At 63.9% G+C, this 22,249-nt stretch carries 31 protein-coding genes and 1 pseudogene; 14 read left to right on the top strand and 18 right to left on the bottom strand.

Features of this window, described 5'->3' with window-relative positions; genetic code table 11:
• Window position 1: 1 nt before the first annotated feature.
• The 5 genes from D573_RS0104610 to D573_RS0104590 all read right to left on the bottom strand — a co-directional run bounded on the left by D573_RS0104610 (window position 2) and on the right by D573_RS0104590 (window position 5,238).
• On the bottom strand, window positions 2-1,162 hold the full coding sequence (locus tag D573_RS0104610; protein WP_026288004.1) for an IS4 family transposase: 1,161 nt from the start codon (window positions 1,160-1,162) through the stop codon (window positions 2-4).
• Window positions 1,107-2,489: a hypothetical protein gene (locus D573_RS0104605; RefSeq protein ID WP_018939173.1), complete on the bottom strand. Its 1,383-nt coding sequence runs from the start codon at window positions 2,487-2,489 to the stop codon at window positions 1,107-1,109. The genes D573_RS0104610 and D573_RS0104605 overlap by 56 nt, the downstream gene beginning before the upstream one ends.
• A 67-nt stretch (window positions 2,490-2,556) precedes the next feature.
• A complete protein-coding gene (locus tag D573_RS0104600; RefSeq protein WP_018939172.1) occupies window positions 2,557-3,855 on the bottom strand; it encodes a pilus assembly PilX N-terminal domain-containing protein in 1,299 nt (432 codons plus the stop codon).
• Window positions 3,856-3,877: 22 nt separating this feature from the next.
• Window positions 3,878-4,693, bottom strand: coding sequence for a prepilin-type N-terminal cleavage/methylation domain-containing protein (locus D573_RS0104595; RefSeq protein WP_077277013.1), 816 nt, complete (start codon window positions 4,691-4,693; stop codon window positions 3,878-3,880).
• Entirely contained in the window at window positions 4,687-5,238 is a 552-nt protein-coding gene (locus D573_RS0104590; protein ID WP_018176231.1) for a GspH/FimT family pseudopilin, read from the bottom strand. Before D573_RS0104590 ends, D573_RS0104595 begins: the two co-directional genes overlap by 7 nt.
• 189 nt (window positions 5,239-5,427) lie before the next feature.
• Here D573_RS0104590 and D573_RS0104585 point away from each other — a divergent pair, with 189 nt between their 5' ends.
• Window positions 5,428-5,841: a type IV pilin protein gene (locus tag D573_RS0104585; protein ID WP_018176230.1), complete on the top strand. Its 414-nt coding sequence runs from the start codon at window positions 5,428-5,430 to the stop codon at window positions 5,839-5,841.
• 45 nt (window positions 5,842-5,886) lie between these two features.
• Here the strand turns inward: D573_RS0104585 and D573_RS0104580 are convergent, their stop codons facing one another.
• Window positions 5,887-6,420, bottom strand: coding sequence for a GspH/FimT family pseudopilin (locus D573_RS0104580; RefSeq protein WP_018938265.1), 534 nt, complete (start codon window positions 6,418-6,420; stop codon window positions 5,887-5,889).
• A gap of 284 nt (window positions 6,421-6,704) precedes the next feature.
• On the opposite strand from D573_RS0104580, the gene D573_RS0104575 reads away from it, so the two are divergent.
• Window positions 6,705-7,571 (top strand): SUMF1/EgtB/PvdO family nonheme iron enzyme, encoded by an 867-nt coding sequence (locus D573_RS0104575; RefSeq protein WP_018938264.1) that lies wholly within the window; start codon window positions 6,705-6,707, stop codon window positions 7,569-7,571.
• A gap of 107 nt (window positions 7,572-7,678) precedes the next feature.
• Here the strand turns inward: D573_RS0104575 and D573_RS0104570 are convergent, their stop codons facing one another.
• Together D573_RS0104570 and D573_RS0104565 are read right to left on the bottom strand one after the other, a co-directional pair.
• Window positions 7,679-8,059, bottom strand: coding sequence for a type II toxin-antitoxin system VapC family toxin (locus D573_RS0104570; RefSeq protein ID WP_018938263.1), 381 nt, complete (start codon window positions 8,057-8,059; stop codon window positions 7,679-7,681).
• The gene (locus tag D573_RS0104565) at window positions 8,059-8,301 is read right to left on the bottom strand and encodes a type II toxin-antitoxin system Phd/YefM family antitoxin (RefSeq protein ID WP_018144612.1); all 243 of its coding nucleotides are present in this window, start codon (window positions 8,299-8,301) and stop codon (window positions 8,059-8,061) included. The genes D573_RS0104570 and D573_RS0104565 overlap by 1 nt, the downstream gene beginning before the upstream one ends.
• Window positions 8,302-8,504: 203 nt before the next feature.
• On the opposite strand from D573_RS0104565, the gene D573_RS0104560 reads away from it, so the two are divergent.
• Both D573_RS0104560 and D573_RS0104555 read left to right on the top strand, forming a co-directional pair.
• On the top strand, window positions 8,505-8,783 hold the full coding sequence (locus D573_RS0104560) for a type II toxin-antitoxin system RelE/ParE family toxin (RefSeq protein WP_018938262.1): 279 nt from the start codon (window positions 8,505-8,507) through the stop codon (window positions 8,781-8,783).
• Between the two features lie 24 nt (window positions 8,784-8,807).
• Entirely contained in the window at window positions 8,808-9,107 is a 300-nt protein-coding gene (locus tag D573_RS0104555; protein WP_018144608.1) for a HigA family addiction module antitoxin, read from the top strand.
• A 59-nt stretch (window positions 9,108-9,166) separates the two neighbouring features.
• Here the strand turns inward: D573_RS0104555 and D573_RS0104550 are convergent, their stop codons facing one another.
• Both D573_RS0104550 and D573_RS0104545 read right to left on the bottom strand, forming a co-directional pair.
• On the bottom strand, window positions 9,167-9,706 hold the full coding sequence (locus D573_RS0104550) for a protein disulfide oxidoreductase (RefSeq protein ID WP_018938260.1): 540 nt from the start codon (window positions 9,704-9,706) through the stop codon (window positions 9,167-9,169).
• Window positions 9,703-10,134, bottom strand: a complete 432-nt coding sequence (locus tag D573_RS0104545) for a hypothetical protein (RefSeq protein WP_018168333.1) — start codon at window positions 10,132-10,134, stop codon at window positions 9,703-9,705. The genes D573_RS0104550 and D573_RS0104545 overlap by 4 nt, the downstream gene beginning before the upstream one ends.
• A 134-nt stretch (window positions 10,135-10,268) precedes the next feature.
• On the opposite strand from D573_RS0104545, the gene nadA reads away from it, so the two are divergent.
• The 3 genes and pseudogenes from nadA (at window position 10,269) to D573_RS13750 (ending at window position 12,051) form a co-directional block, all read left to right on the top strand.
• Window positions 10,269-11,351, top strand: a complete 1,083-nt coding sequence (gene nadA / locus D573_RS0104540) for a quinolinate synthase NadA (protein WP_018650559.1) — start codon at window positions 10,269-10,271, stop codon at window positions 11,349-11,351.
• A 43-nt stretch (window positions 11,352-11,394) separates the two neighbouring features.
• Window positions 11,395-11,706: a nucleotidyltransferase family protein gene (locus tag D573_RS0104535; RefSeq protein ID WP_018650558.1), complete on the top strand. Its 312-nt coding sequence runs from the start codon at window positions 11,395-11,397 to the stop codon at window positions 11,704-11,706.
• A gap of 4 nt (window positions 11,707-11,710) precedes the next feature.
• A pseudogene (locus D573_RS13750) lies at window positions 11,711-12,051 on the top strand (DUF86 domain-containing protein).
• A gap of 76 nt (window positions 12,052-12,127) precedes the next feature.
• Here D573_RS13750 and D573_RS0104525 read toward each other — a convergent pair.
• Window positions 12,128-12,334, bottom strand: coding sequence for a hypothetical protein (locus tag D573_RS0104525; RefSeq protein ID WP_018938259.1), 207 nt, complete (start codon window positions 12,332-12,334; stop codon window positions 12,128-12,130).
• Window positions 12,335-12,432: 98 nt separating this feature from the next.
• On the opposite strand from D573_RS0104525, the gene D573_RS0104520 reads away from it, so the two are divergent.
• Window positions 12,433-12,789, top strand: coding sequence for a hypothetical protein (locus D573_RS0104520; RefSeq protein ID WP_018168331.1), 357 nt, complete (start codon window positions 12,433-12,435; stop codon window positions 12,787-12,789).
• A gap of 303 nt (window positions 12,790-13,092) precedes the next feature.
• Here D573_RS0104520 and D573_RS0104515 read toward each other — a convergent pair whose 3' ends face one another.
• Window positions 13,093-13,623, bottom strand: coding sequence for a hypothetical protein (locus tag D573_RS0104515; RefSeq protein ID WP_018168330.1), 531 nt, complete (start codon window positions 13,621-13,623; stop codon window positions 13,093-13,095).
• A gap of 175 nt (window positions 13,624-13,798) precedes the next feature.
• On the bottom strand, window positions 13,799-14,380 hold the full coding sequence (locus D573_RS0104510; RefSeq protein ID WP_018650556.1) for a thioredoxin family protein: 582 nt from the start codon (window positions 14,378-14,380) through the stop codon (window positions 13,799-13,801).
• 115 nt (window positions 14,381-14,495) lie between these two features.
• On the opposite strand from D573_RS0104510, the gene D573_RS0104505 reads away from it, so the two are divergent.
• Complete coding sequence (locus D573_RS0104505; protein ID WP_018938258.1) at window positions 14,496-15,236, top strand: ferredoxin--NADP reductase; 741 nt, start codon at window positions 14,496-14,498, stop codon at window positions 15,234-15,236.
• Window positions 15,237-15,349: 113 nt separating this feature from the next.
• Here D573_RS0104505 and D573_RS0104500 read toward each other — a convergent pair whose 3' ends face one another.
• Window positions 15,350-16,120: a S9 family peptidase gene (locus tag D573_RS0104500; RefSeq protein WP_018938257.1), complete on the bottom strand. Its 771-nt coding sequence runs from the start codon at window positions 16,118-16,120 to the stop codon at window positions 15,350-15,352.
• Window positions 16,121-16,260: 140 nt separating this feature from the next.
• Here D573_RS0104500 and D573_RS0104495 point away from each other — a divergent pair, with 140 nt between their 5' ends.
• Window positions 16,261-16,461 (top strand): YdcH family protein, encoded by a 201-nt coding sequence (locus D573_RS0104495; RefSeq protein ID WP_018168326.1) that lies wholly within the window; start codon window positions 16,261-16,263, stop codon window positions 16,459-16,461.
• Window positions 16,462-16,756: 295 nt separating this feature from the next.
• Here D573_RS0104495 and D573_RS0104490 read toward each other — a convergent pair whose 3' ends face one another.
• Window positions 16,757-18,052, bottom strand: a complete 1,296-nt coding sequence (locus D573_RS0104490; protein WP_018938256.1) for an FCSD flavin-binding domain-containing protein — start codon at window positions 18,050-18,052, stop codon at window positions 16,757-16,759.
• 17 nt (window positions 18,053-18,069) lie between these two features.
• Window positions 18,070-18,381, bottom strand: a complete 312-nt coding sequence (locus D573_RS0104485) for a hypothetical protein (protein ID WP_018938255.1) — start codon at window positions 18,379-18,381, stop codon at window positions 18,070-18,072.
• 224 nt (window positions 18,382-18,605) lie between these two features.
• Here D573_RS0104485 and D573_RS0104480 point away from each other — a divergent pair, with 224 nt between their 5' ends.
• Window positions 18,606-18,914: a PilZ domain-containing protein gene (locus D573_RS0104480; protein ID WP_077277014.1), complete on the top strand. Its 309-nt coding sequence runs from the start codon at window positions 18,606-18,608 to the stop codon at window positions 18,912-18,914.
• Between the two features lie 16 nt (window positions 18,915-18,930).
• Here D573_RS0104480 and D573_RS0104475 read toward each other — a convergent pair whose 3' ends face one another.
• Both D573_RS0104475 and D573_RS0104470 read right to left on the bottom strand, forming a co-directional pair.
• Window positions 18,931-19,323 carry a DUF3775 domain-containing protein gene (locus tag D573_RS0104475; protein ID WP_018938254.1) on the bottom strand — a complete coding sequence of 131 codons (393 nt, stop codon included), beginning with the start codon at window positions 19,321-19,323 and terminating at the stop codon, window positions 18,931-18,933.
• The gene (locus tag D573_RS0104470; RefSeq protein ID WP_018144591.1) at window positions 19,324-19,635 is read right to left on the bottom strand and encodes a DUF2288 family protein; all 312 of its coding nucleotides are present in this window, start codon (window positions 19,633-19,635) and stop codon (window positions 19,324-19,326) included. It lies immediately after the preceding gene.
• 95 nt (window positions 19,636-19,730) lie between these two features.
• Between D573_RS0104470 and D573_RS0104465 the strand changes: the two genes are divergently transcribed.
• From D573_RS0104465 to D573_RS0104455, 3 genes are read left to right on the top strand one after another with little or no spacing between them, the layout of a single operon-like run.
• Window positions 19,731-20,060, top strand: coding sequence for a PepSY domain-containing protein (locus D573_RS0104465; protein WP_018938253.1), 330 nt, complete (start codon window positions 19,731-19,733; stop codon window positions 20,058-20,060).
• A complete protein-coding gene (locus tag D573_RS0104460; protein WP_018168324.1) occupies window positions 20,057-20,773 on the top strand; it encodes a response regulator transcription factor in 717 nt (238 codons plus the stop codon). The genes D573_RS0104465 and D573_RS0104460 overlap by 4 nt, the downstream gene beginning before the upstream one ends.
• 25 nt (window positions 20,774-20,798) lie before the next feature.
• Complete coding sequence (locus D573_RS0104455; RefSeq protein WP_018168323.1) at window positions 20,799-22,133, top strand: ATP-binding protein; 1,335 nt, start codon at window positions 20,799-20,801, stop codon at window positions 22,131-22,133.
• Window positions 22,134-22,249 lie beyond the last annotated feature (116 nt).

The following is a 22,249-nucleotide window of genomic DNA, read 5'->3' as shown; positions in this document are numbered from 1 at the left end:
CTTACGCGGCCCTCAGCCGCAGTGGCATCTGGGGATCGGGTGGATCGTGTTTCCGACCGCGGAGGAGATCGGCCAAGGGTCTGCGCTGGAACAGGTTCAATTGCACCAGGCGTAGCACGGCCTGGATGCCCATGGCCGAGCGTGAGACGAATTTCTGGAAGGCCACCAGCAGGTAGACGCACAGCGCCACGAAGATCTGCGAGGCGACCGCGTTCAGGCTCCGGCCCAGGAAGCTGCGGATCTTCAGGTTCTGCTTGATCCACTTGAAGAACAGCTCGACCTCCCAGCGGGACTTGTAGATATCGGCCACGGTCTGTGCGGCCCAGCGCCGGTGGTTGGTCAGGAAGACATAGACCTTGCCGGTTTCCGGATCCCGATATTCGACCCGCCGGATCTCGGGCAGCTCGGCCTGTAACGCCTTGCGGCTGGTCAGGCGGATGATCTGATCCTTCAGAACCGGGCTGTCCTGCGCGACCGGCAAAGTCTTCACCACCTCGTGCACCATGCCCTGGCGGGCCCGGGTGACCCAGAAAATCCCGCGCTCGGTCAGTTGCTTGTGCCATGTATAGCGGCTGTAGCCACGGTCGAAGACCACCACGCTACCGCGCGGGAACGCGAAGGTGTCGGCGACGTCCATCTCCGACTCCAGACCACCACTCACTTCCGCAAAGGCCGGAATCAGCCCGTCATGATCCAGCCCCAGATGCAGCTTGAAGGCCGCCTTCTTGGGCGCGATGTCGGCCCACGGAAAGACCTTCATCGACAGATCGACCAACGAACCATCCAGCGAGAACAGCTTCCCCTTGAACCGGAAGCGCTTGCCCGGCACGGAACCACTGGACTGCAGTCGCGTATACAGCAGCCCGAAGAGCTCCTGGAAGAAATCCGCGTTGAGCGTCTCGTTCCCGCGCGCCAGGGCCGAACGGCTGACCGAACGGGTCCCCAGGTGATAGCGCAGCGCGGGATCGTTCATCAGCGCGGACTCGATATCACGCAGGCTGTGCCGCTGGCCCACATGCCCAACCACCAGAGCCAGAAACTGGCTCCAGCGGGACAAGGCGTCGCTGCGCCGCGGCCCATCCAGCTTCGTCGCCAGTCGCTCAAATTCAAGTCGCGGCACGGATTGGAGAAGCTGACGAAGTACAGTAGCATGGTAGGCCATAGCCCGATTCCTCGTTTCGATTCAACGTTTTGTGGTGAAACCATTGTATCGAAAACGGCCCAGGAATCGGGCTATCTCGTTGAATTAAGTGGGACAGCAGTGGGGTGCGCTGCCCCGTGATTTGGTCGAATACAAAGTGCTGGCCAAAATCGATGAGTTGATAGTCATCGTCGAAATAATCCGCGTAATCAACGTTTGGACCACCTGCGCTTTCACGTGTCACGTACTCCGGAGGGGCGCTGTCACTGGCGTCGAACGCCGGTGGCAGCCAGGTGGGGCGGATACCGTCGGCGGAGTCGCGCTCGACGAGGGCCTGCACCAGCGGGTGGGTCATCCCGAGCTCTGCGCGCTGCCATATCCCGCTGCCCCGGAAGGCCCGGCGGATCGAGACGGACGGTTCGGTGACTCGGGGTTCGTTATCCCCCGAATCTGCGAGGTCGAACTCGGGGTCGCCCACTGCGATTGCGCCACTTTGGTCGGACACGTCGATTTGAGAGTCGCGGACGGCGATATTGCCGAACCATCCCCGTCCCACGTAGCATCGATAAAAGAACGTCTCGGGTTCGAATTCAGGGATGTCGTTGTTTACGCAATAGCCGGAATCGGAGACGCGGGCACGCAGAGTATCGAATTGATCGTCGTCAAATAGACGGATTACCAACCCCGAGATCGTGCTGAATCCCAGAGAAAGGTCGGTTTCGAGAAGAACGGTCTCGGTCCCGTCCGTGTCAATGCGGACCAGTTGGCGACGATCATCATCTGCGCGCATCTCCATCCGTCCAAACCCTCGGTCATCAGGCAGCTCGGCCAGCGTCGTTGCGTCTGACGGGTCAATTGGGTCCCCGCCAGTGCGGGCGTCACCGGAGGGCGATGCGATATTCTGGCCGCCGGGGAGGCGTCCCCGCGCCTGGTTAAGGCTCAGAAGGGGGTCGGTCCAGTAGAGTACGCTCGCGACTTGAACGCTCTGTTCTTCATCTCTCGCGTTGTCCCAGAATGCTGTCAGCTCGATTGTGGTGGTGCCATCGAGGGAGTTGATGGTTCCTTCGTCAAGCTCAAAACGAAAATTTGCATTGGTCCCGGTGAAGCCTTCGGTCAATGCATCCTTCGCAAGGTTGAAATCTGTCTCCGTGAGGGAATCACGCATCTTGTCGATGCGGGACTCCATGACCTGGACGGCTTCCGCCCGGGCCTTGGAGTCTGCCGTCGAGACCATCAGGTCCCCGTACAGCTTGGACAACGCAAGGATTCCGAGGCCGATCACCGCCAAGGCAATTAGTGCCTCGATCAACGTGATTCCGAACGTGCGCTGTTTAGGGTGAGACATCATCTTTGAACCTCTGTACGCGAAGCGTGACGGGGCTGTCGTTGGATGCAGGCGGGCGGTGGTGCTTGCTTTAGTCAACGCCATGGGTCCAGTCGCGCCAGCTTCCAGATACCAGAGAGCGTGCCCCTACGCTGCCCGCACCGCCAGCTGCGATCGGATCAAAGTAGAAGAAGGGTGTACCGGAGACCTCTGCGTCGTCAGGTACGTCCGTACGCCCCTGGACAATGGCGGCACCAAAGAACCGGGGATTGCCTCGCGCGATAAGGTCGCCGGTAATGTAGAGAATGCCGTGAAAGTCTTGGAAATTACCCGTTGTCCTGAGGTCACCTTCCACAACTAGCAGTACGGGGTTTTCGCGGCTACCCAAGGTCCCAGTCAGTTCGGCATCGCCTTCGATCCAGATCGTCTGGCCCCATTCGCTTGCGTCAAATTCGAATCGGTCTCCGTTTGATTCGAGGACATTTTCGATTTGGTTTTCCTTGTATGACTCCATGCTGGAGCCCATGAATGATTCGAAGAACTCATCTCCGGTGACGCCAAAGTTGTCGTCTCGGTCGATGACATCAAGGCCCAGCAGGTCACCGCGAGACTCCTGGACATAAGTCCCGTCCCCGTCCAGAGGGACTGGGTCTGGGTTGGCTGGGTCCGTGGAAGGGCGGGATTCGCCCTCGCGCAAGAGGAAACTGTTACCTGTACCACCACCGCTGGTGTTGATTTCACCACCGGAGCGGATGTTGGTGTCCGTGTACGCGTTGTAAACCGCAGCTGTACCGGAGATTGCGAGGCCTCCTCGTGTCACGAGGGGATTGTCAGGTGGATTCGCGATTGATGGACCGGCCTGTACGCCGACCAGTATCGCCTTCCGTCCGGCTCGGTCATCGCTCCAGCCGCAAGAAAGGGCCACGGCATTCCGGATGTTTGTTTCTTCGTCAGCGCTGGTGAGCAGCAAAGGATCGCCGGAAGCAGAGGTTAGGTTGGCCACTGCTTGAGCAAAGGCGTCCGGAGTATTGCCGCAGATTGCATCCGCGGTGCCGAAGGCTTCACTCGCAGCCGTAGGCGCAAGGAAGGCCGCTCGGGCCGCGTATCGGTCTGTCTCCAGCATGAGGAACGAATCTCCATTGTCTTCCCAGCCCGGGGGGCGGTTGTTCTCCGCTGCGTAGGCCAGTGCTACTTCCAGTCCCGCCTGCGCGGCGTTGTTGGTCTGTTTCATGCGCAATTCGTTGGCTGACATGCGCTGTTCGAGAATGGCGGTCTGGGAGGCGAAGATGATCACCAGGGTGATGGCGACCAGGATGATCACCGTGATCAACAGGGTCGCAAGGCCTTTCTGGTGGCCTCTGCGCGGTAACCTGGAAAAATACGATGTCATGCAGTTGCTCCGTTGTAGCGGGTCAGTCGTCGCTACCATTAAAGATTCGCGCGTTGCGGACTCCGACGGTCAGGCTGGTATCTCGGTCGTCGCTGTCAGTGAACGAGACCCGTGTGTCGGGCTCGTCGGCGTGCTGCGCATCCAGCTGGATGGTTACGCGTCGGTTCTCGAAGTAAAAATCTTCGTCGCCGCCGTTGTCGGGGCAAAGGCCGGCTGTCTCGGTGGCGTTCCCGTCTGCGTTTAGGTGCAGGCAGGACGACCGGTCAAGCGAGAAGTCGAGCAGGGTGACGTTAGTTGTTGTCGGGTCTGTGAGGGTTTCCCAGCCGTCATTCTGGTCACATGATCCGGTTGACTCGATCTGGCCGGTCAGCATCTGAATCGAATTCCCTGCCAGGCGGTAGCCGAACACGTACTGTTCGTCGATCTCGTCCAGTGCCTGCAACGGATCCTCGATGATGTAGCCGTAAGTTGGGTCGTAGCTGAGCAGGATGCAGCTGCCGCCTTCGTGAATTGCCAGGTTCAGGTCCGAGGCCATGAAGGGGTTTCTCGGAAGCGCATCGGATTCTTCGTCGAACTCAATGCGGTCGGGGTGCGAATAGCCCGTGCGACGGATGTCGTTGGCCATTAGATCCAGCGCAATGCGCGTTTCCTGCGTAAGCCGGGCTTCCTGGGTGACGAAGGTGGCGCCTCGTATGGCCGTGATGTATAGGGCAATCACCGCGGCGATCACGATCGTTCCGACCAGGATCCCGATCATCAGCTCGATGAGCGTGAAGCCCCCAGCGCCGTTGCGGCGGCGCGAAGGAATCGGCGCAGTGTTTCTAGCTCGGTTCAGCATTCGCTATACGCCCCCATGGCACGGTTGGTTCCGCAGGCGCGAGGACGTCCGATCGGATTGATCTGGACCTGCATCCCAAAGTTGTTTGGCGATGACGTGAAGAGGAGATCGGACCGGTCGCCCTGCACGGTGCCGCGCACGTGATTGAAGGTGATGGTCTGTTCGCCCGTCATCGAGACATTGCGGTAATCATCCGAGCTGGTCGTGCGCAGCACTGCGTCCTCGTCACCTGCCATCACGATGGTGCATGCGTTCGCGGCGGCCGGGTCCTCGACCGTGCAATCGCAGGCGGGTGTGCTTGTTATGCCGTGACACCAGGCGTCGCCGTCCACCTGGCTCACGAAGCGGATATCGCGCCCCTGCTTGATGGCCTCGGTGCGGGCCATCTGGATCTGGTCGAGGGCGCTTTCGGCGGCGCCGATTACACGGCGCTGCTCGGCGAGGTTGAAGGCTGGGGCGGCCAGCGTGACCAGGATCACCAGCACGGCGATGGTGATCATGAGCTCGATCAGGGTGAAGCCGAAGGGTTTTTGTGGTGCGGCCATGCGCGGTCCCCGGGCAGGAGGTAGGGAGGTCTCGACTCCCATTATACGGTTTGGGGTATCTTGGGCATGTCGTCTGGCTACCGCTCGTCGTGCGAATGCTTCCACTCGCGATATTGACAGGGCTCGCTGGCGGGCGGTTGTGGTGGAATCGGGTTTGGCGAAAACGGAAGTCTCCGAGGGGATAGAGCGATGAAGGCAGCAAACACGAAGGCGCTGGGATTTACCCTGATCGAGCTGATGATCGTGGTCGCGGTCGTGGCCATCCTGGCGGCAATCGCTTACCCGTCGTACCAGAACTACATCTTGAAGTCGCAACGAGCGGATGCGCATGACTCACTACTGCGTATTCAGATGGAACAGGAGCGCTGGCGGGCAAATAATCCGGCCTACACCGGAGACCTTTCGGATCTGGGGCTGACCGCCGAATCGGACGATGGGCATTACCAGCTGGCGATATCCAACGAGTCGGGGTCGAGCTTTACCGCGACCGCCACCGCGCAGGGGCGCCAGGCGAATGACTCCAATTGTCAGAGCATTACGCTCGCGGTTACCGGAGGGAGCGCGGACCGGGATGGAACCCCGGGTGGCGATGATTGCTGGTGATCCGTACGTTCCTGACCGAACGTTTTTCGCGCGCTGAGGACAACGCTAGTCAGGACAGCTCTTCGATGGCTCGCTTCGCGGCCGCCCGATGCTGCTGACAATTACGCGCCGGCCTTCGTGGCCGTTGCCGCAAACGGTAAAGCTGCCCATCTGCAGTGCGCCGCTCGTGCGCCGGGTTGTTCCCCGGGCTACGTAGGACACGTAGTCCCGGACCGGGGTGTTCCCCTTGATCGAGAGCATGTCCTGTAGCCCTGGATTCTCGTAGCCGATGAGTGGGTCTTCCTCGGAGCGCTCGCCCGAGTGTTCCGGGTCGGCAAACCAGATCCAGCCGTATGCCCAGTCGCCGTCTTCGCGGCAGGTCTCACCGTCGCTGGACGGACAAAGGGTGACCCGCTCGTTGCGCTTGATCGCCTCGCTGCGTGCAAGATGCATGGCGTTGAGCAGGCTGTTGGTGGCGCCGATGACGCGTTGACGCTCGATCATCTGACTGAAGCTTGGGGCGGCGAGCATGGCCAGGATGGCGAGCACACCCAACGCGACCATCAGCTCGATGGCCGTGATTCCTTTGCAAGTCTGCATCGTCGTCTCCTCCCTGAGATCGCGTGCATGCGAGAGCATAGACGAGCGTGGCGCTCGAGGCCACGGGCCAGGTCGGGTGGTGCTGGAACGTTGCTGGCGACAGGTTGCCTACAAGTCAGAGGTCCCGGTCAGGAATGCGGGCGGTAGTGCTGGCTGGATGCCGCGGATGCGACAGGAGATTGCTTCGCTTCGCTCGCAATGACGGGGCGGTGTCGCGATGTCATTCGTAAAGACGCGGCGTGTCAGGTGCAGCGAAATTGAAGGTGCTGGAGGTTAGCAGGGTCATGGTGAAGGACGTGCAGCGGATGGATCAGGCGGATCTGCTGGATTTGCAGCAGCAGGCGGCGCGCAAGGTGGGCGGATCGGTCGGCTTTCGCGATGAGGCGCGCTCCGGCGTGCCGACGCCGGAGCTGCAGGTGATCCCGGCCGGGGAGTTCGAGATGGGTTCGGATGCCTCGGAGTATGGCCATCAGCCGCACGAGGCCCCGCGGCGCTACGTGGCGCTGGAGCGACCCTTTGCGCTGGGGCGCTATCAAGTCACCCGCGAGGAGTGGGGGGCCTTCCAGGCCGCTACCGGCTGGGAACCCTGGGAGTGGCTGGTGTGGCCCAGCACCCCGCGCATGCCGATCTTCAACATCAAGCCGGACAGCATCCAGCAATATCTCGACTGGCTGAGCGAGGAGACGGGCAAGCGCTATCGTCTGCCGACCGAGGCGGAGTGGGAATACGCCTGTCGGGCGGGCACGCGCACGCCGTTCGCCTTTGGCGAGGTGGTGGGGTGCCGCGACGTGCACTTCAATTCGCTGTTTCCGTACGAGGAGCGGCGCCAGCGGCGCAGGTGGTATATCCCGGCGTGTTTCCCGTTGTCGCGCCCGCTGGATGTGGGCAGCTTCCAGCCGAACCTCTGGGGGCTGTACGACATGCACGGGAACGTGCAGGAGTTCACCTCCACCCCTTGGCACGACGGACACCAGTCGCTGCCGCGTGACGGCGTCTATCGCCGAGACCCGGACAACGAGTGGGTGGTGACCAAGGGTGGCTCGTGGTTCGACTCTGCCGTGAATACGCGCAGCGCTGCCCGGCGCCGCCGCAACATCGACGAGATGGATACCAACCTGGGCTTCCGCGTCCTGCGCGAGCTGGACGATTAGTCGCTTCGCCCGGGGGCCATGCGTTTCGCTGCGCTCAACGCATCCTACGGCGTTCGGGTAATGATCGAGCGCAGGGGGTACTGAGCGAAGCGAACTGCACCGATCCGTTATTCGGGTCGAAACAGGTGTATTTCCAAACCCTCAATGTGCCGGTAGTGCCGATCGTTGGCCGTGACGAGTGGCAGGCCCAGCTGTGTGGCGGTCGCCGCGATCAGCGCATCGGCCATCTGCATGTTGTGGCTGAGGGCGTAGGTCTCGACAAGGAAGGTTGCGCGGTTCGAGATGGCTTCGCTTACCGGTTGGATGCGGGCATCCCAGTACTGGACGGCTTGGCGCAGCGCGCGGAATTCGGTCTGGTCGCGCAGGCCCTGGATGAGCTCCATGTAGGTTACGGCGGACACCGTGAATCCGGGCGAGCGGTCGAGCCATTCGCCGGCTTTCTGATTCCCGCGCAGATTCCAGATCAGGACATCCGTGTCCACTAGCATTACTTGAATTTCCTCGGTTGCCGGATTCGTCGGACGTAGTCGTCAACCGAGCCTTGCTGGTCTCGCCAGAGTCCAAACAGTGGATTGTGGGCGGCGCGTGCTTGCGGGGCCGCGGCGCTCCGGTATGGGACTAATTTGGCGCGCAAGCGGCCTCGATACGTGATCTCGATCTCCTCGCCCCGGTCCACGGCGGCGAGCAGTTCGCGGCTGTGCAGGCGCATGTCCTTGGTGGTGGCTTCCATGGCGGCCTCCCTTGGTTACACTTTGAAGTGTAACTTGTGCGCGTTGGGGGTCAAGAAGCTGGGTTGCTGCCCACGGCCATTTTGATGCGTTTCGCTTCGCTCAACAGCATCCTACGCGGGGCTGGCTGGACGTAGGGTGCACTGAGCGAAGCGAGCTGCGCCATTGGTTTGCTGCTTACCGTTAAGCGTTATATCATGTGCCCATGATCAGAAGCTTTCGGTGTAGGGAAACCCGGGCGCTGTTCGAAACGGGCAGAAGTCGACGTTGGTCGAGCGTCCGAACGATCGCGGAACGCAAGCTGATTCAGCTTCAAGCGGCGGAGACGCTGCAGGATTTGCGGTCACCGCCGGGGAACCGGCTGGAGGCCCTGTCTGGTGACCGCGTGGGACAGCACAGCATTCGCATCAATGCCCAGTGGCGCATTTGTTTCCGGTGGACGGACGAGGGTGCCGAGGACGTGGAGATCGTCGATTACCACTGAAGGGTTCCCGAAGGAGGTTAGAGCATGACTACAAACGGTATGCGGCCCATCCATCCAGGCGAGGTCCTGCGCGAGGAGTTTCTTGCTCCGCTAGGGCTTAGCGTGAACGCGCTTGCCGGGGCATTGCATGTACCGACGACGCGGATGAATGACATTGTGCGCGAGCGCCGGGGCGTCTCCGCCGACACGGCCATGAGGCTGGCGCGTTATTTCGGTACTTCCGAGCGTTTCTGGCTGAACCTCCAGGTGGAATACGAATTGCGGCGTGCCCAGATCGAACTCGCCGACCGCGTGCGTAGCGAGATCGAACCCCGCGCCGCGTGATCACGGTTGGGCGTAGGGTGCACTGAGCGAAGCGCACTGCACCGTGTCGGGCGGTGCCGCTACAGCCAGCGGGCGAGCCAGAGGCGCAGGCGGAGTTCGAGCGGCGGGGCGTAGCCCTGCTTGCGGAAGACGATTTCGCCGTCGGGTGTGATGATGAAGCTGGCCGGGACGCCGCGCACGTTGTAGCGCGCGGCGAGGGCGCCCTCCGGGTCGTTGATCACGGCGAGTTCGCGCTCCTGTTCGGTCATGTGTTCGAGCAGCTCTTCGTCCACGCCGGACTGCATGGCGACCGTCAGAACCGGGTGGCCTTGCGACAGGCGCACGATCTCGCCTGCCTCCAGGCGGCAGATCGGGCACCAGGTGGCCCAGAAGTGCAGCAGCATGGGTTCGTCCGCGTAGTCCGCGAGCGAAACGGGCGTTCCATCCAGAAGATGGGCCTCGAATTGAGGCGCCGGGCCCTCGACCATGTCGCGCGCCATCCAGGCGCGCACCGCCAGGAAGATCACGAGCGCGAGCCCGATCTGGATGCCCCAGCTGAGCGCGCGGCGTCGCCGCGAGGGCTTGGGGCGTTTCGGCTGTTCAGGCGGCGTCTCGGTCAACGGATCATCTCGGCTTGTCCAGGGCGTGCGCGGGTGCCGCGGGTCTTCGGGCCCTTGCGCACGGCGATGCGTACCAGTTCGTCCTCGTCTTTCATCAGGCGTTCCCTCTGTGCCTCGGTCAACAGCGGATTGCGCGCGACGAAGTAGCGCAGGTTGGGGTCGCGGTCGTTTACGCAGGCCTCCACCTGGTCCGGGGTCAGGTCCGGGCGCTTGGCGCAGTTGAGGCGCACGGTCTGGTTCGGGTCGGCCAGTAGGAGGACGACCTCTTCCGGCGTCAGGTCCATGCGCCGCGAGAAATACGCCTTCACCTGGGCGTGCTGGTCGCGTACCAGTAGAGGGCGCCACTGGTCCTCGAGGTCCGCGGACAGGGCCAGGTCCATGCGTTCCTCGAACGTCATCGCCTTGTATTGCTGCTTCAGCTCGGTCATGGCCGCAACATTATAGGCGGGCCGGTTGGGATGCGCGGATACGACCCCACAATGTGCAGGAACGACAGCGGCCGGGGCCCTGTCGTACTATTAGAAGACGATGATCTACCCCGGATCCTGGGGTGAGAGGGCAGATGAACGCACCGGTGGCCGAAAAACCGATTTTCCACGTGCCGCGCACGGACCATGTGACGGCCTCGCTGCACGCGTTGACCGACACTCAGCGCGACGAGCTGGTGCGCCGCATCAAGCGCTTGCTGATCGAGCGCAACGCGGTGCTGGTTGCGCATTACTACGTGGACGAATCCCTGCAGCGCCTGGCGGACGAGACCGGCGGCTGTGTGTCCGACTCCCTGGAGATGGCGCGCTTCGGCAAGGAGCACCCGGCCGAGACGCTGGTGGTGGCCGGCGTGCGCTTCATGGGCGAGACCGCCAAGATCCTGAGCCCGGAAAAGCGCGTGCTGATGCCGACGCTGGAGGCGGAGTGCTCGCTGGACCTCGGCTGCCCCCCGGACGACTTCGCGAAGTTCCGCGCGCAATACCCGGATCACACGGTCGTCGTGTATTCGAATACCTCGGTGGACGTGAAGGCGCAGGCCGATTACGTCGTCACCTCCAGCATCGCCGTGCCGTTGGTCGAGCACCTGCGCGACCAGGGCAAGAAGGTTCTCTGGGCCCCGGACAAGCACCTGGGCGATTACATCCGCCGTACCACCGGCGCCGACATGGTGCTTTGGGACGGCTCCTGCGTGGTGCACGACGAATTCCGCTCCTGGGCGCTGGAAGATCTGCGCGGGCGCCATCCCGGCGCCGCCGTGCTGGTCCACCCGGAATCCCCGCGCGAGGTGATCCACCAGGCGGATGTGGTGGGGTCCACCAGCCAGCTGATCGCGGCGGTGAAGGACCGCCCGGAACAGGAATTCATCGTCGCGACGGACAAGGGCATCTTCTACAAGATGCAGCAGGCCGCGCCGGACAAGAAGCTGATCGAGGCGCCCACTGGTGGCCACAGCGCCACCTGCACCAGTTGCGCGCACTGCCCGTGGATGGCGATGAACGATCTGGTCTCGCTGGCCGAGACACTGGAAGACACCAACGAGCCGGCGAAGAACGAGATCTTCGTCGACGAGACCGCGCGCCAGAAGGCCCTGGTCGCCACCCAGCGCATGCTCGATTTCGCCACCGAACATCGCAAGGCCACCGAAGGCGACGCCTGAGCACTTTGCCGGGATGACCGACGGGCATTAACAGGACGATGTAATGGGCCAAATGTCTCGCAGGCTGGACCGTACCGCCGTCTTGAAGGCACTCAGGGATCACCGTGCGCATCTCGAGCGCGAATTCGGCGTGTGCGGCCTGGCGCTGTTTGGCTCGCTGGCCCGCGACGAGGCCGGAGAGCAGAGTGACGTCGATATCCTGGTGGGTTACGACGGCCCGGCCTCCGCACAACAGTATTTCGGTGTGCAGTTTTACCTCGAGGATCTTCTGGGGTATCCGGTGGATCTGGTCTCGGAAAAAGCTCTGCGCGCCGAGCTTCGTCCGTTCGTCGAGCGCGAGGCGATCCGTGTCTGAGTCCATGGCCGGGCGCGAGTGGCGTTTCTATCTGGACGACATGATTCGGTTCGCGCGCAAGGCGATGGCCTATACGGATGGTCTTGATCGCGACATGTTCATACGGAATGAGCTCGTCTTCGACGCCGTACTCCGTAACCTCGAGCTGATCGGCGAGGCTGCCAGTCATGTGCCTCCGAGGTCCGGGAGGAACATCCGGATATTCCCTGGCGCATGATCGTTGCTACCCGCAATCGGTTGATCCACGCCTATCTGGGTATCGACAGCGACACGATCTGGAATTTGGTGGACGAGCACCTTCCAGATTTGGTCAGCGGTCTCGAGAAAATGCGCCAGGAGTTGTAGGGGCTAGGGTTTTTTGGCCGCCTGTCGGGCTTCGACGTCCGCCGCTAGCTGCGTGGGACATGTGTTCCATAGGTTTCTATCGGTCGTTAAGCCACGCGGCCCACTGCGAGTGGGTGGAGGCGTCCACGCCGGCAGCCTTGGCCGCCTGCTGCAGGTGGGTCTGCAGGTCGGCCATCAGTTCGGAATCCATCAGCTCGGGCTCCAGCGTCAGTTGCGCGTGCAGCGTGCTGTAGACGAGCTTCAGTTCATTCACCGGATAATGCGACCAGTCGAGGTGGGCCATGGTGTCCGTTCTCCATATGGGGTGGGTAATTCGTGTCTCTGAATATAGCTTGGCGTTGACCTCGGTGGCTGGACAAATGGGCTTGCGGGGTATCGGACATGTTTAAGCGGCGGGCGCGCCTGCTGGTGGCGGCCGAGCGGGCCGACGGGCGTGCTGCACGCGTGGCCGAGCTGGGCGCAGCAGCGGAGTTCGAGGACTGGATCGAGGTGCGCCCGGCGCGGATCATGGGCGGGGTCACGGCAGAGGATCTGGCGTGGGCCGATCTGCTCGTGGCGGTCGACGCGGCGGCCGCCCGCGCGATGCCCGCCGAACGCCCGGCCACCTGCCGCCCGAAGTACTGGACGCTGCCGGGCGAGACCGGGGCGGCGTTCGACCTGCAGACCCTGGAGGCGTTGCGTTGCATGGTTGGGGGGATGCGCATGCTCGCGCGCGTGGACGCTGAAGACGACGCCTGACGCATCCTTTCCTCGTTCGTCATCCCGGAAACCGGGTAGCGGTTATCCGGGATCTCCTGACCCTGTCACCGTTCCGGCGAGATCCCGGCTCTACGCTTCGCTTCGGCCGGGATGACGATATCCTCCGTCATTTCGAGGCCCGCGAGGGGGCGTGGCAATATCCATCCGAAATCCCGATGCTTGCCTCGCGGGTGAGGGGGTGGCGTTTGGGCTGTCTGCGGAGGTCGCCACGGCGCGGCGCGTCTCGCGATGACGTGCTCATCAATCCGTTGTGGGGAGGCTCCACCGGGGGCTGAGGTGCTTCTACTCGGGGTGGTAGGGGACGGGTGCGCGGGCGTGGAGCTGGGCCAGGTGGTCTTCGTAGAGCGCCCAGATGCGCGGGGCGATGGCGCCGCGCGAGCCGGGGTAGGTGAGGCGGTCGGGGTTGAAGCTGATCAGGCGCTCGATCTCGGTGCAGCGCAGTTCCTCGTTGATCACGTTGAAGATGAGGATCTGCGTACCCTGGTCAGCGATGGGCAGCAGGGCGCCGATGAGGCCGGTGTCGTTCAGCCCGGGGTCGCCGCGGGCATCGCCCAGCTCGGCGGGGGGGCGCACCAGCGTGCCCAACAGCTCCTGATAGGCCTGGTCACAGGCATAGCAGATTTCCGGTGCACGCAGGCCCTGCACGCGCGCACAGGCTTGACGCACCGTTCCGTCTGGCAGCGCCATGCGTTCCGGGGCGACCGGGATGCGGTTGGTCTTGCCGTTCGGAAGCAGGCGCGGGACCGACTCCTGGCAGGAGGGGCAGCGCCATGTTGAGACTCGCGGGCCGTCGATTACGTTATTGGGCGGCATGCGGCGCTCCCCGGAAAATAGATGGGGTCAGTATACGGCGCGGCGAGGGGCTTGTTGGGGATGGCCCGCGGGCGAACGCTCCGGCCAGGATCTGGCGCGGGCAGGGCCATTCGCGGGCAGGCCCGTTCCCACAAGGCTGTTACCACAAAAACTTGTTTGAACAGGAGTGCCCGGTTCAGCCGAAGTAGTCGGGCTCGTTGCCCGGGCGCCACTTGATGTTGCAGCCGAGGCTCGGGTGCTGGGGCTCGGGGGCTGCCTGGCCGTCGAGCAGGGCATCGCTGGCCGCGCGCAGATCGCGTCCGGTGACTGGGGTGTCGGAGCCCGGGCGGGACGCGTCGAACTGGCCGCGATAATAGAGCTTGCGTTCGGCGTCGAACAGGTAGAAGTCCGGGGTGCAGGCGGCGTGATAGGCCTTGGCGACGGACTGGTCCTCGTCCAGGCAGTAGGGGAAGTTGTAGCCGAAGCGGCGGGCGTCGTCCTTCATCTTGTCCGGGGCGTCGTCCGGTACGGCCTGGATGTCGTTGGAGTTGATCGCGATGACCGCGATGCCCTTGCTCGAGTATTCGCGGCCGTAGCGGGCGAACTCGTGCCGGACCAGCTGCACGAACGGGCAGTGATTGCATATAAAGGCGATCATGTAGCCTTTCGCGTTGGGGAAGCTGTCGAGGCTGATGGTCTCGCCGGAGACGACGTCCGGAAGGGAAAAGCCGGGTGCCTCGGTGCCGAGTTCGATCATCTGCGAGGGGGTGCGGGCCATGACTGCTCCAGTGTTCGGATTTGCGACAATTATACGGCGTTGGCCGGGGGTGCTTGAAACCTTCCGGCCGCGCCAGCACTCTTCGAGATAATACCCGAGTAATGGAGTAAGGAATATGGGCTGGGTGACCGGGGTCGTAAAGGAGCGCAAGCAGTGGACGGATCGGCTGTTCTCGTTGCGCGTGGATGCCGAAGTCGAGCCGTTCAAGGCCGGGCAGTTCAACCGCTTGCGTCTGGAGATCGACGGCGAGCCGGTGGCGCGGCCGTATTCCTATGTGAATGCGCCGGGCGAAACGCCGCTGGACTTCTATCTGATCACCGTTCCGGATGGACCGCTGTCCAATCGTCTGGCGCAACTGGGGCCGGGCGACACGGTGGAGCTGATGCCGCGCGCGACCGGCTTTTTCACCCTGGATGAGCTACCGGACAGCCGCGACCTGTGGCTGCTTTCCACGGGCACTGCGCTGGGGCCGTTCCTGTCCATGCTGAAGACCGATACCCCCTGGGAACGCTTCGAGAACATCCGCCTGATCCACGCGGCGCGCAAGGCCGAAGAACTGACCTATCAGGACACGATCCGGCAGTTCCAGGAACGTGATGCGAAGCGGTTCCAGTACATCCCGTTTGTCAGCCGCGAGCCGTTCCCGGGTGGGCTCGAGGGCCGGGTACCGGCCGCGATTGCCGAGGGCCGCCTGGAGCATCACGCGGGCCTGAAGATCACGCCGGAGCACTCCCAGGTCATGCTGTGCGGCAACCCGGACATGGTGAAGGATACCGCCGCGATCCTGCGCGAGCGCGGGCTGGAGAAGAACCGCCGACGCAAGCCGGGGCAGATCACGACCGAGAACTACTGGTAGGCCCCGGATATGTAGGAGCGTGCTTGCACGCGAAGCCCCTGCCAACGCTCGATATGGGCAGGGGCGTTCGCCTGCAAGCAGGCTCCTACGGGGGAGCTCCTGCCGTTCCGGGTCTAGTCGAGCAGGTTCGCCGACCAGGCGCGGATCAGACCGGCGACATAGCGGGTGTGTTCCGGGCGCGAGAGCAGGTGGTCGGTCTGGTGCAGGGCGACGAAGCTCTTCGGGTGGTGGGCCTGCTGGAAAATCTTGCGGGCGTGGTCGACGCTGACCACGGTGTCGCCCGGTGCATGCAGCAGCAGGAGTGGCTGCTCCAGGGTCTCCAGTGCGGCATCCAGGGTCGGCTCATCGATCGACTCGATAAAGGCGTGGCCGATTTCCACCGGGCGCCCGCCGATGCTGATGCGGGCCGAACCCTCGCGCCGAATCTCCTCCGCGGTATCGCCGAACAGGTGGGCGACATGGCCGGGGCGGCTGGGGGCGGCGATGGTCACGATGCCGTCCAGTGACTCGCGCTGCGCCCCCACATAGATCGCCATGGCGCCGCCGAAGCTATGGCCGATCAGCAGGTTGGTATGCCGCCCCGTGTAGGTCTCCAGCGCCTCGATGGCGGAGTGCAGATCCTCGCAGTAGGTTGCAAGCGTGCTGTCGCGAAACTCCCCTTCGGAGTCGCCCAGCCCCATGAAGTCGAAGCGCAGGGTGGCGATGCCTTCCGCGGCCAGGGCGCGCGCCAGGCGCACCGTGGCGGGGAAGTCCTTGGAGCAGGCGAAACAGTGGGCAATGCAGGCCTGGCCGCGGAGGGCATCCGCCTCGGGCGCGACGATCACGCCGCCGAGGCGGACGCCGCGCGGGGTCTGAATGGTCAGCGGCGTGTTGTGGGTCGCCATCGGGGGGGCTCCGGATGAAGGGTATTCGCTATGGTCCCACCGGGGACGGTCTGCGATCATACGGGTTTGATGATCCGAATGGCCACGCGGGGTGTCTCCCGGTATACGGCCACCACTTCACGGGACCACTGGGGGACGGCTTGGAAACCGAGAGTCAGATTCGCGCACGCCTGGCCGAGCTGGAGGCCGAGCACCGGGCTCTGGATTCCGCGATCGGCGTGATGCACGAGCAGGCCGCACCGGACATCTTCGCCATTCAGCGCCTGAAGAAGCGCAAGCTGCAGTTGAAGGACTCTATCCAGCGCCTGCGCAGCCGCCTGATCCCCGACCTCAACGCCTGACCCGGGTGCATTCATCACGAAGCGGATGAAGGCACGAAGAAGGGCAGGGATCAGGCGGTTGTCAGGCGAGTAGGATGCGTTGAGCGTTGCGAAACGCATCCGGGGGGCGGCAGTTCCGCGGAACCGATGCGATTCGCTGTGCTTATCGGCATCCTACCCTTCTTGTATGTTATCTCCGGTTTCATCCGTGACCTCTGTGGTGCAAATCGCCCTTCTTTGTGTACTTCGTGGTGGCCAACAAAAAACGGCGCCCGGAGGCGCCGTTTGAGTGTGTTCCATAGTGGAACGCTGGAGCTTAGCCCCAGATGTCGCTGGTGATGCCGTTGTACCAGGCGCGGGTGTATTCCGCCTCGCGGCGACGGAAGCTGGTGCTGGCACCCGACGGGCTGACCCCACCGGCACCGGATACCCCCGCCATCGCACCGTCCTGGTACTGGTAGACCGCGGCTACGCTGACCGCGTAATCGGGGGTCACCAGGCTGTAGCAGGTGTTGGCGGACGAGGGGTTGATGGGCTCCTGCCCCGCCAGTTCGCGGACGATGGCGGCCGCCACGATCTTGCCCTGGTTGTTGGCCGAGTGGCCGGACTTCGGCATGGCGCCCGCCACGCTGGCATCCCCCAGGACGTAGATGTTGTCGTCCATCTCCGACTTGAAGGTCAGCTGGTCGACCGGCACCCAACCGGCGTCGTCGGTCAGTCCGACGTCATGGGCGATCTGACCGGCGTGCTGGGCCGGGATGAAGTTCAGCACGTCGGCGCGGACGCGTTCGAAGCCGCTGTCGGCCAGTACGGTCATGTTGGAGACGTCGATCTCCTCGGCGCGTCCGCCCGATGAGCCGGCCCGCCACTCGATCATGTCGCCATAATGCTCGGCCCAGCCTTCCTCGAACAGGCCCTGCTTGGAGAAGCCATCCTTCGGGTCGAGGATGATGATCTTGGAACGTGGCTTCTCCTGCTTGAAGTAGTTCGCGACCAGCGATACCCGTTCGTACGGCCCCGGCGGGCAGCGGAACGGGTTGGGCGGGGCGACCATGACGAATACGCCGCCGTTCGGCATGTCCTGCAGCTGGGAGCGCAGCAGTTCGGTCTGCGAACCGGCCTTCCAGGCATGCGGGATGCGCTCGGCATCGGACTCGGAGATGCCCGGCATGTCGTCGTAGCGGAAGTCGATGCCCGGTGACATCACGAGCTTGTCGTAGCTCACGCGGTCGCCTCCGCTCAGGCGCACGCTGCGCGCATCGGCGTCCACCGCGGTGACGCGGTCCTCGATGATCTCGATGCCGTATTCATCGCGCAGGGTGTCGTAGCCCTGGGCGATGTCGTCCATGCCAGCGAAGCCGCCGATCACCCAGTTACTGCCGTAGCAGGTGTAGTAGGTGGCGTTGGGCTCGATCAGCGTTACGCGCATGTCGGGCGAGAACTGCTTGATGTATTTCGCGGTGGTCGCGCCGCCGGAGCCGCCGCCGACGACCACAATGTGGGCCTTTTCGGCCCCGCTCATGCCATTGGCGGCACAGCCGATACCGGTGAGGGCCGCGGCGCTGCTGATGCCCGCGACCTTCAGGAAATTACGTCGATTAAAGTCATGCATGATTCGTTTCCCCCTGATCAGAAGCGGCTGAAGTAGCCGGCCATCGATTCGATTTCCTCGTCGGTGTAGCCCTTGGCGTGACGATCCATGATCGTCGCGTCGCGGTCACCGTCGCGGAATGCCTTCATCTGGCTCACGATGACGTCAGCAGGAATGCGGTTCAGTTTCAGCACACCATCATCTTCAGCGGCCGCGTTGTGGCAGGCCTTGCAGGAGGCGGCCATGAGCTGGCCCCGGGTGATTTCGTCGTCGGCGAAGGCCTGGGAAGCAGTGCCTGCCAACGCCAGCGAGGCGGCAAGCCCCACCAGGTACAAATGCGATTTCTTCATTGAAACGGACTCCTCCGTTAGAAGTGGCTTTTTGTGACCGACAGCTGTGGAGTACTGCCTTCATCCTCTGGCCCGGTGTGGAGATCCGGGTTGTGATTGCGCCACCGGGTTCGAGCCCGGTAGTTGCGCCTGATCGCGAAAACCAACGATCATGAACCTCGTATAGCACAGAAAAAACGCCTTTTCGATGCATTGCAAAGGCATATGCCGCCAGGAGGAGTGCCATGACAGGAGAACGACGTCGTCATCCAAGGATCCCGATGACGGTCGAGGTCGTGGCCGAGTGCGAGAGCGGGGATACGGTCACCCTGACCACGAACGATATCTCCGGCGGGGGGGCCTTCCTCGAGTGGGAAGACCCGGAAAATGCCTGCGTGGGGCACCTGATGAAGCTCGCCTCGGACGACGAACTGATGCTGCAGGTATTCGGCATGCTGGGGGACGGCGGCGCGGCGCCGCGGGTCAAGGCCCAGGTGGTGCGGGTGATGGACGGGGGTATTGCGGTGCGCTTTGACCCCGAAGAGCTGGAATAGCCACGGGGAACGGGCGTTACGCCTCGCGCTCGATCTGTTCCAGCCCCGCGGCCCATTCGTCGGCGATCAGCGGGTTGGTCAGCAGCCAGTTCACGGTGTCCGGGCTCCAGTCATCCTGCGCGTCCTGCAGGGCGCTCTCCCAGTCTTCTGCCGTGTAATCCCCGCGCCCCAGGGTGCTGAGGGCCTGCAGCTCCGCCTGTTGGTCCGGACCCAGGTCGCGCAACGTGCCCTCCAGTTCCTGCAGGGTCAGGTCGCTGGCGTGATCAGCCAGGATCTGCATCGCCCAGTCGTTGTCGCTACCCTCGCTTCCGGTATCCGGGAAGACCACATCCTCTTTGGCATGGAATTCCCGTGCGGCCTGGATTAACCGCTCCATCGTCTCGCCGGTGATGCCGAGGGAGATGGCCATCTAGTGGGCCGGCGTCCGTTCCTGGGCCAGGACCCAGGGGGCGGCCACGATCGCGGTGAAGATCGGGTCGTTCGCGGCCCAGCGGCGGGCATCGTCATCCGAGGCCCGCGCGACCTGGTCGTTGGCCAGCCATTCGCTGACCTGATGGGTCGCATCGTCGCGGATGGCGCGGGCGACCTCGATCAGATCCAGCTCCGGCGCCACGCGGATCACCACGCCGCGCGCGAAATGCGGCATCAGGTCTTTCCACGGCAGCGGGCCGGCCTGTTCTTCCAGTGGGACTTCGGGTTGTTCGGCAGTGGCGTCGTGCATGACGGTTCCAGTCGGTTTCAGATATCGTTCAGGCTAGGCCGATACCCTTGTATCTTCAACATCTGTCCACGCACGCGTCCGGAGAATGCACCGATATGCGACCCACGCCGGATCTCCAGCCCGGACACCGCGGGCGGGACCTGACGCGGCCCCGCGCGGGCCACGCACTGGTGCTGGCGACGCTGCTGTTCGTGGCGCTTCCGGCGCAAGGCCAGTTCAACACGGATGACCCCGAGGCCGCCGTCTGGGATCTCGACGAGGCCGTTGCCCAGATCGAGGCGCACTACCCCGGCCGGGTGCTCCACGCGCGCGAGGATGTGAGCCAGTTCGGGGCGCGTCTGTTCATCATCCGTATCCTGACCAACGATCAACAAGTGCGTACCCTCCGGATCGAGGAAGGCACCGAAGTGGAGCTCCCGGAATGAACCTGCGCGTGGTACTGATTGAAGACGACGTCGCGCTGCGCAACCAGATTGGCGACGAGTTGGACCGCAGTGGCTGCCGCGTGGATACCGCCTCGGACGGCGAGACCGGGCTTTACCTGCTGACCGAGTACCACTGCGACATCGCGGTGGTGGATCTGGGCCTGCCGGGCATGGATGGGCTGGACGTGATCCGCAAGGCGCGCGAGTCCAAGCCGCGCCTGCCGATCCTGATCCTGACCGCGCGCGACCGCTGGCAGGACAAGGTCGAGGGCCTGGAGGCCGGGGCTGACGACTACCTCGCCAAGCCGTTCCACATCGAGGAATTGCTGGCGCGGCTGCGCGCCCTGGCACGCCGCAGCCTGCAGTCGGGCCAGGAGCGGCTGGCGTTCGGGCCGCTGGTGATCGACACCGCAGGTGACGAGGTCTGGCTGAATGGCGAGCCGGTCACCCTGACCACATTCGAATACCGCCTGCTGATGACATTGGTCCGCCAGCCGGGCCGGGTGCTCAGCAAGGATGCGCTGGCGGACTACCTCTACGATCACGACGAGGACCGCGAAAGCAACGTGATCGAGGTCCTGATCGGACGCCTGCGGCGCAAGCTGGATGCCGACGGCAGCCTGGGCTTGATCGAGACCCTGCGCGGACGCGGCTACCGCTTCGCCCGCGAACCCGACGCCGTGCCGGAAAACGAGTCGGACAGCCCTCGATGACCTGCCGCGAGGCTGCCGGGTCCGCATGACAGCGGCCCTGCGCAAGCTGCGTGGGAGTCTGGTCCTGCGCCTGGCGGGGGTCACGGCGATCACCGTGCTGATCTTCTCGTTGCTGACCGCCTGGGTGCTGGAGGCCGCCTTCCGCGACAATGCGGCGGATGCGGTAGAAACCCGCCTCGAGGCGCAAGTCCTGCTGCTGATGGGGCTGGCCGAGGTGGTTGGCCCGGCCGATGTGCGCGTCCCCGAGATGCTCCCCGAGAGCCGTTTGCAGTTGCCAGTCAGCGGTCTGTACGCGCGTATCCTGGGCGAGGAGGGGCAGACCCTGTGGCGCTCGCCGTCCGCGGTCGGCGTCTCCCTGCGCGGCTGGACGGAAGACGAGTACTTCAGCTTCAGCCTGCCGGTGCAGTGGGAGCTGGACGGCGGTCAGGTCGGCCTGACCTTCCAGATGCTGGAGGACCGTGAGGCCTTCAGCGAACAGGTCGAGCAGTACCGCACCAGCCTCTGGCAGGGGCTGATGACCATGACCCTCTCCATGATCCTGGTCCTCTCGCTGGCGTTGTGGTTCTGGGGCTTGCGCCCGCTGCGCCAGGTCCGGCGTGACCTCGATGCCCTGCGCCACGGCGACCATGCGCATCTGGCGGGCGATTATCCCACCGAGGTCCGCGCCCTGACCGGCAGCATCAACGACCTGGTCGAGTTCGAACGCGCCCGCCTGGCGCGCCAGCAAAATGCCCTCGCGGACCTGGCTCACAGCCTGAAGACCCCGATCTCCGCCCTGCGCCTGAACCTCGAGAGCGCGCGACCGGATAATGACGACATGCAGCGCCAGGTCGACCGGCTGCAGGGCATCGTCCAGCATCAGCTTAACCAGGCCCAGCGGCTTGGGCCGGCCCCGTTCCAGGCTGCCGAGCCGCTGGGGCCGATCATCGAGCGTACCGGACAGGCATTGGGACGGCTCGCGGCCCAGGAAGGGGTGGCGCTGGAGACCGATCTGGCTGCGGGCTGCGTCCTGCGCATGGACAGCGGGGCGATCTTCGAGCTCCTCGGCAATACCCTGGACAATGCCATCCGCCATGCGACCACGCGGGTGCGCATTACCACTCGCTGCCAGCCCGGCGAGGTGATGCTAATCATCGACGATGATGGGCCTGGCATCCCGCCGGCCGACCGCGCCCGGGTGCTGGAACGCGGGCAGCGCGCCGATACCCGCGGCGGCCAGGATGACGGCCGCGGTGAGGGTCAGGGGCTCGGTCTCAGCATCATCCACACCCTGGTGACCGACCACGGCGGGACGCTGTTCATCGAGCAGGCCCCGGAGCTCCACGGCGCGCGCATCCGCATGGTGTTTTCCGCGTCCTGAAGCCAGTGCGGCCGGGGTCGGGGGTTGCTCCATGATGCGTTTCGCGGTGCTCAACGCATCCTACGAGGATCCCTAATGGCACCCCGCCGCTTGGCATCGTGCACCGTAGGATGTGT

The organism is Thioalkalivibrio sp. AKL9 (assembly GCF_000377825.1).
Classification (GTDB): Bacteria; Pseudomonadota; Gammaproteobacteria; order Ectothiorhodospirales; family Ectothiorhodospiraceae; genus Thioalkalivibrio; species Thioalkalivibrio versutus.
The sequence above is the reverse complement of the archived record's forward strand: the minus strand, read 5'-3'. Positions and strand labels throughout refer to the sequence as shown.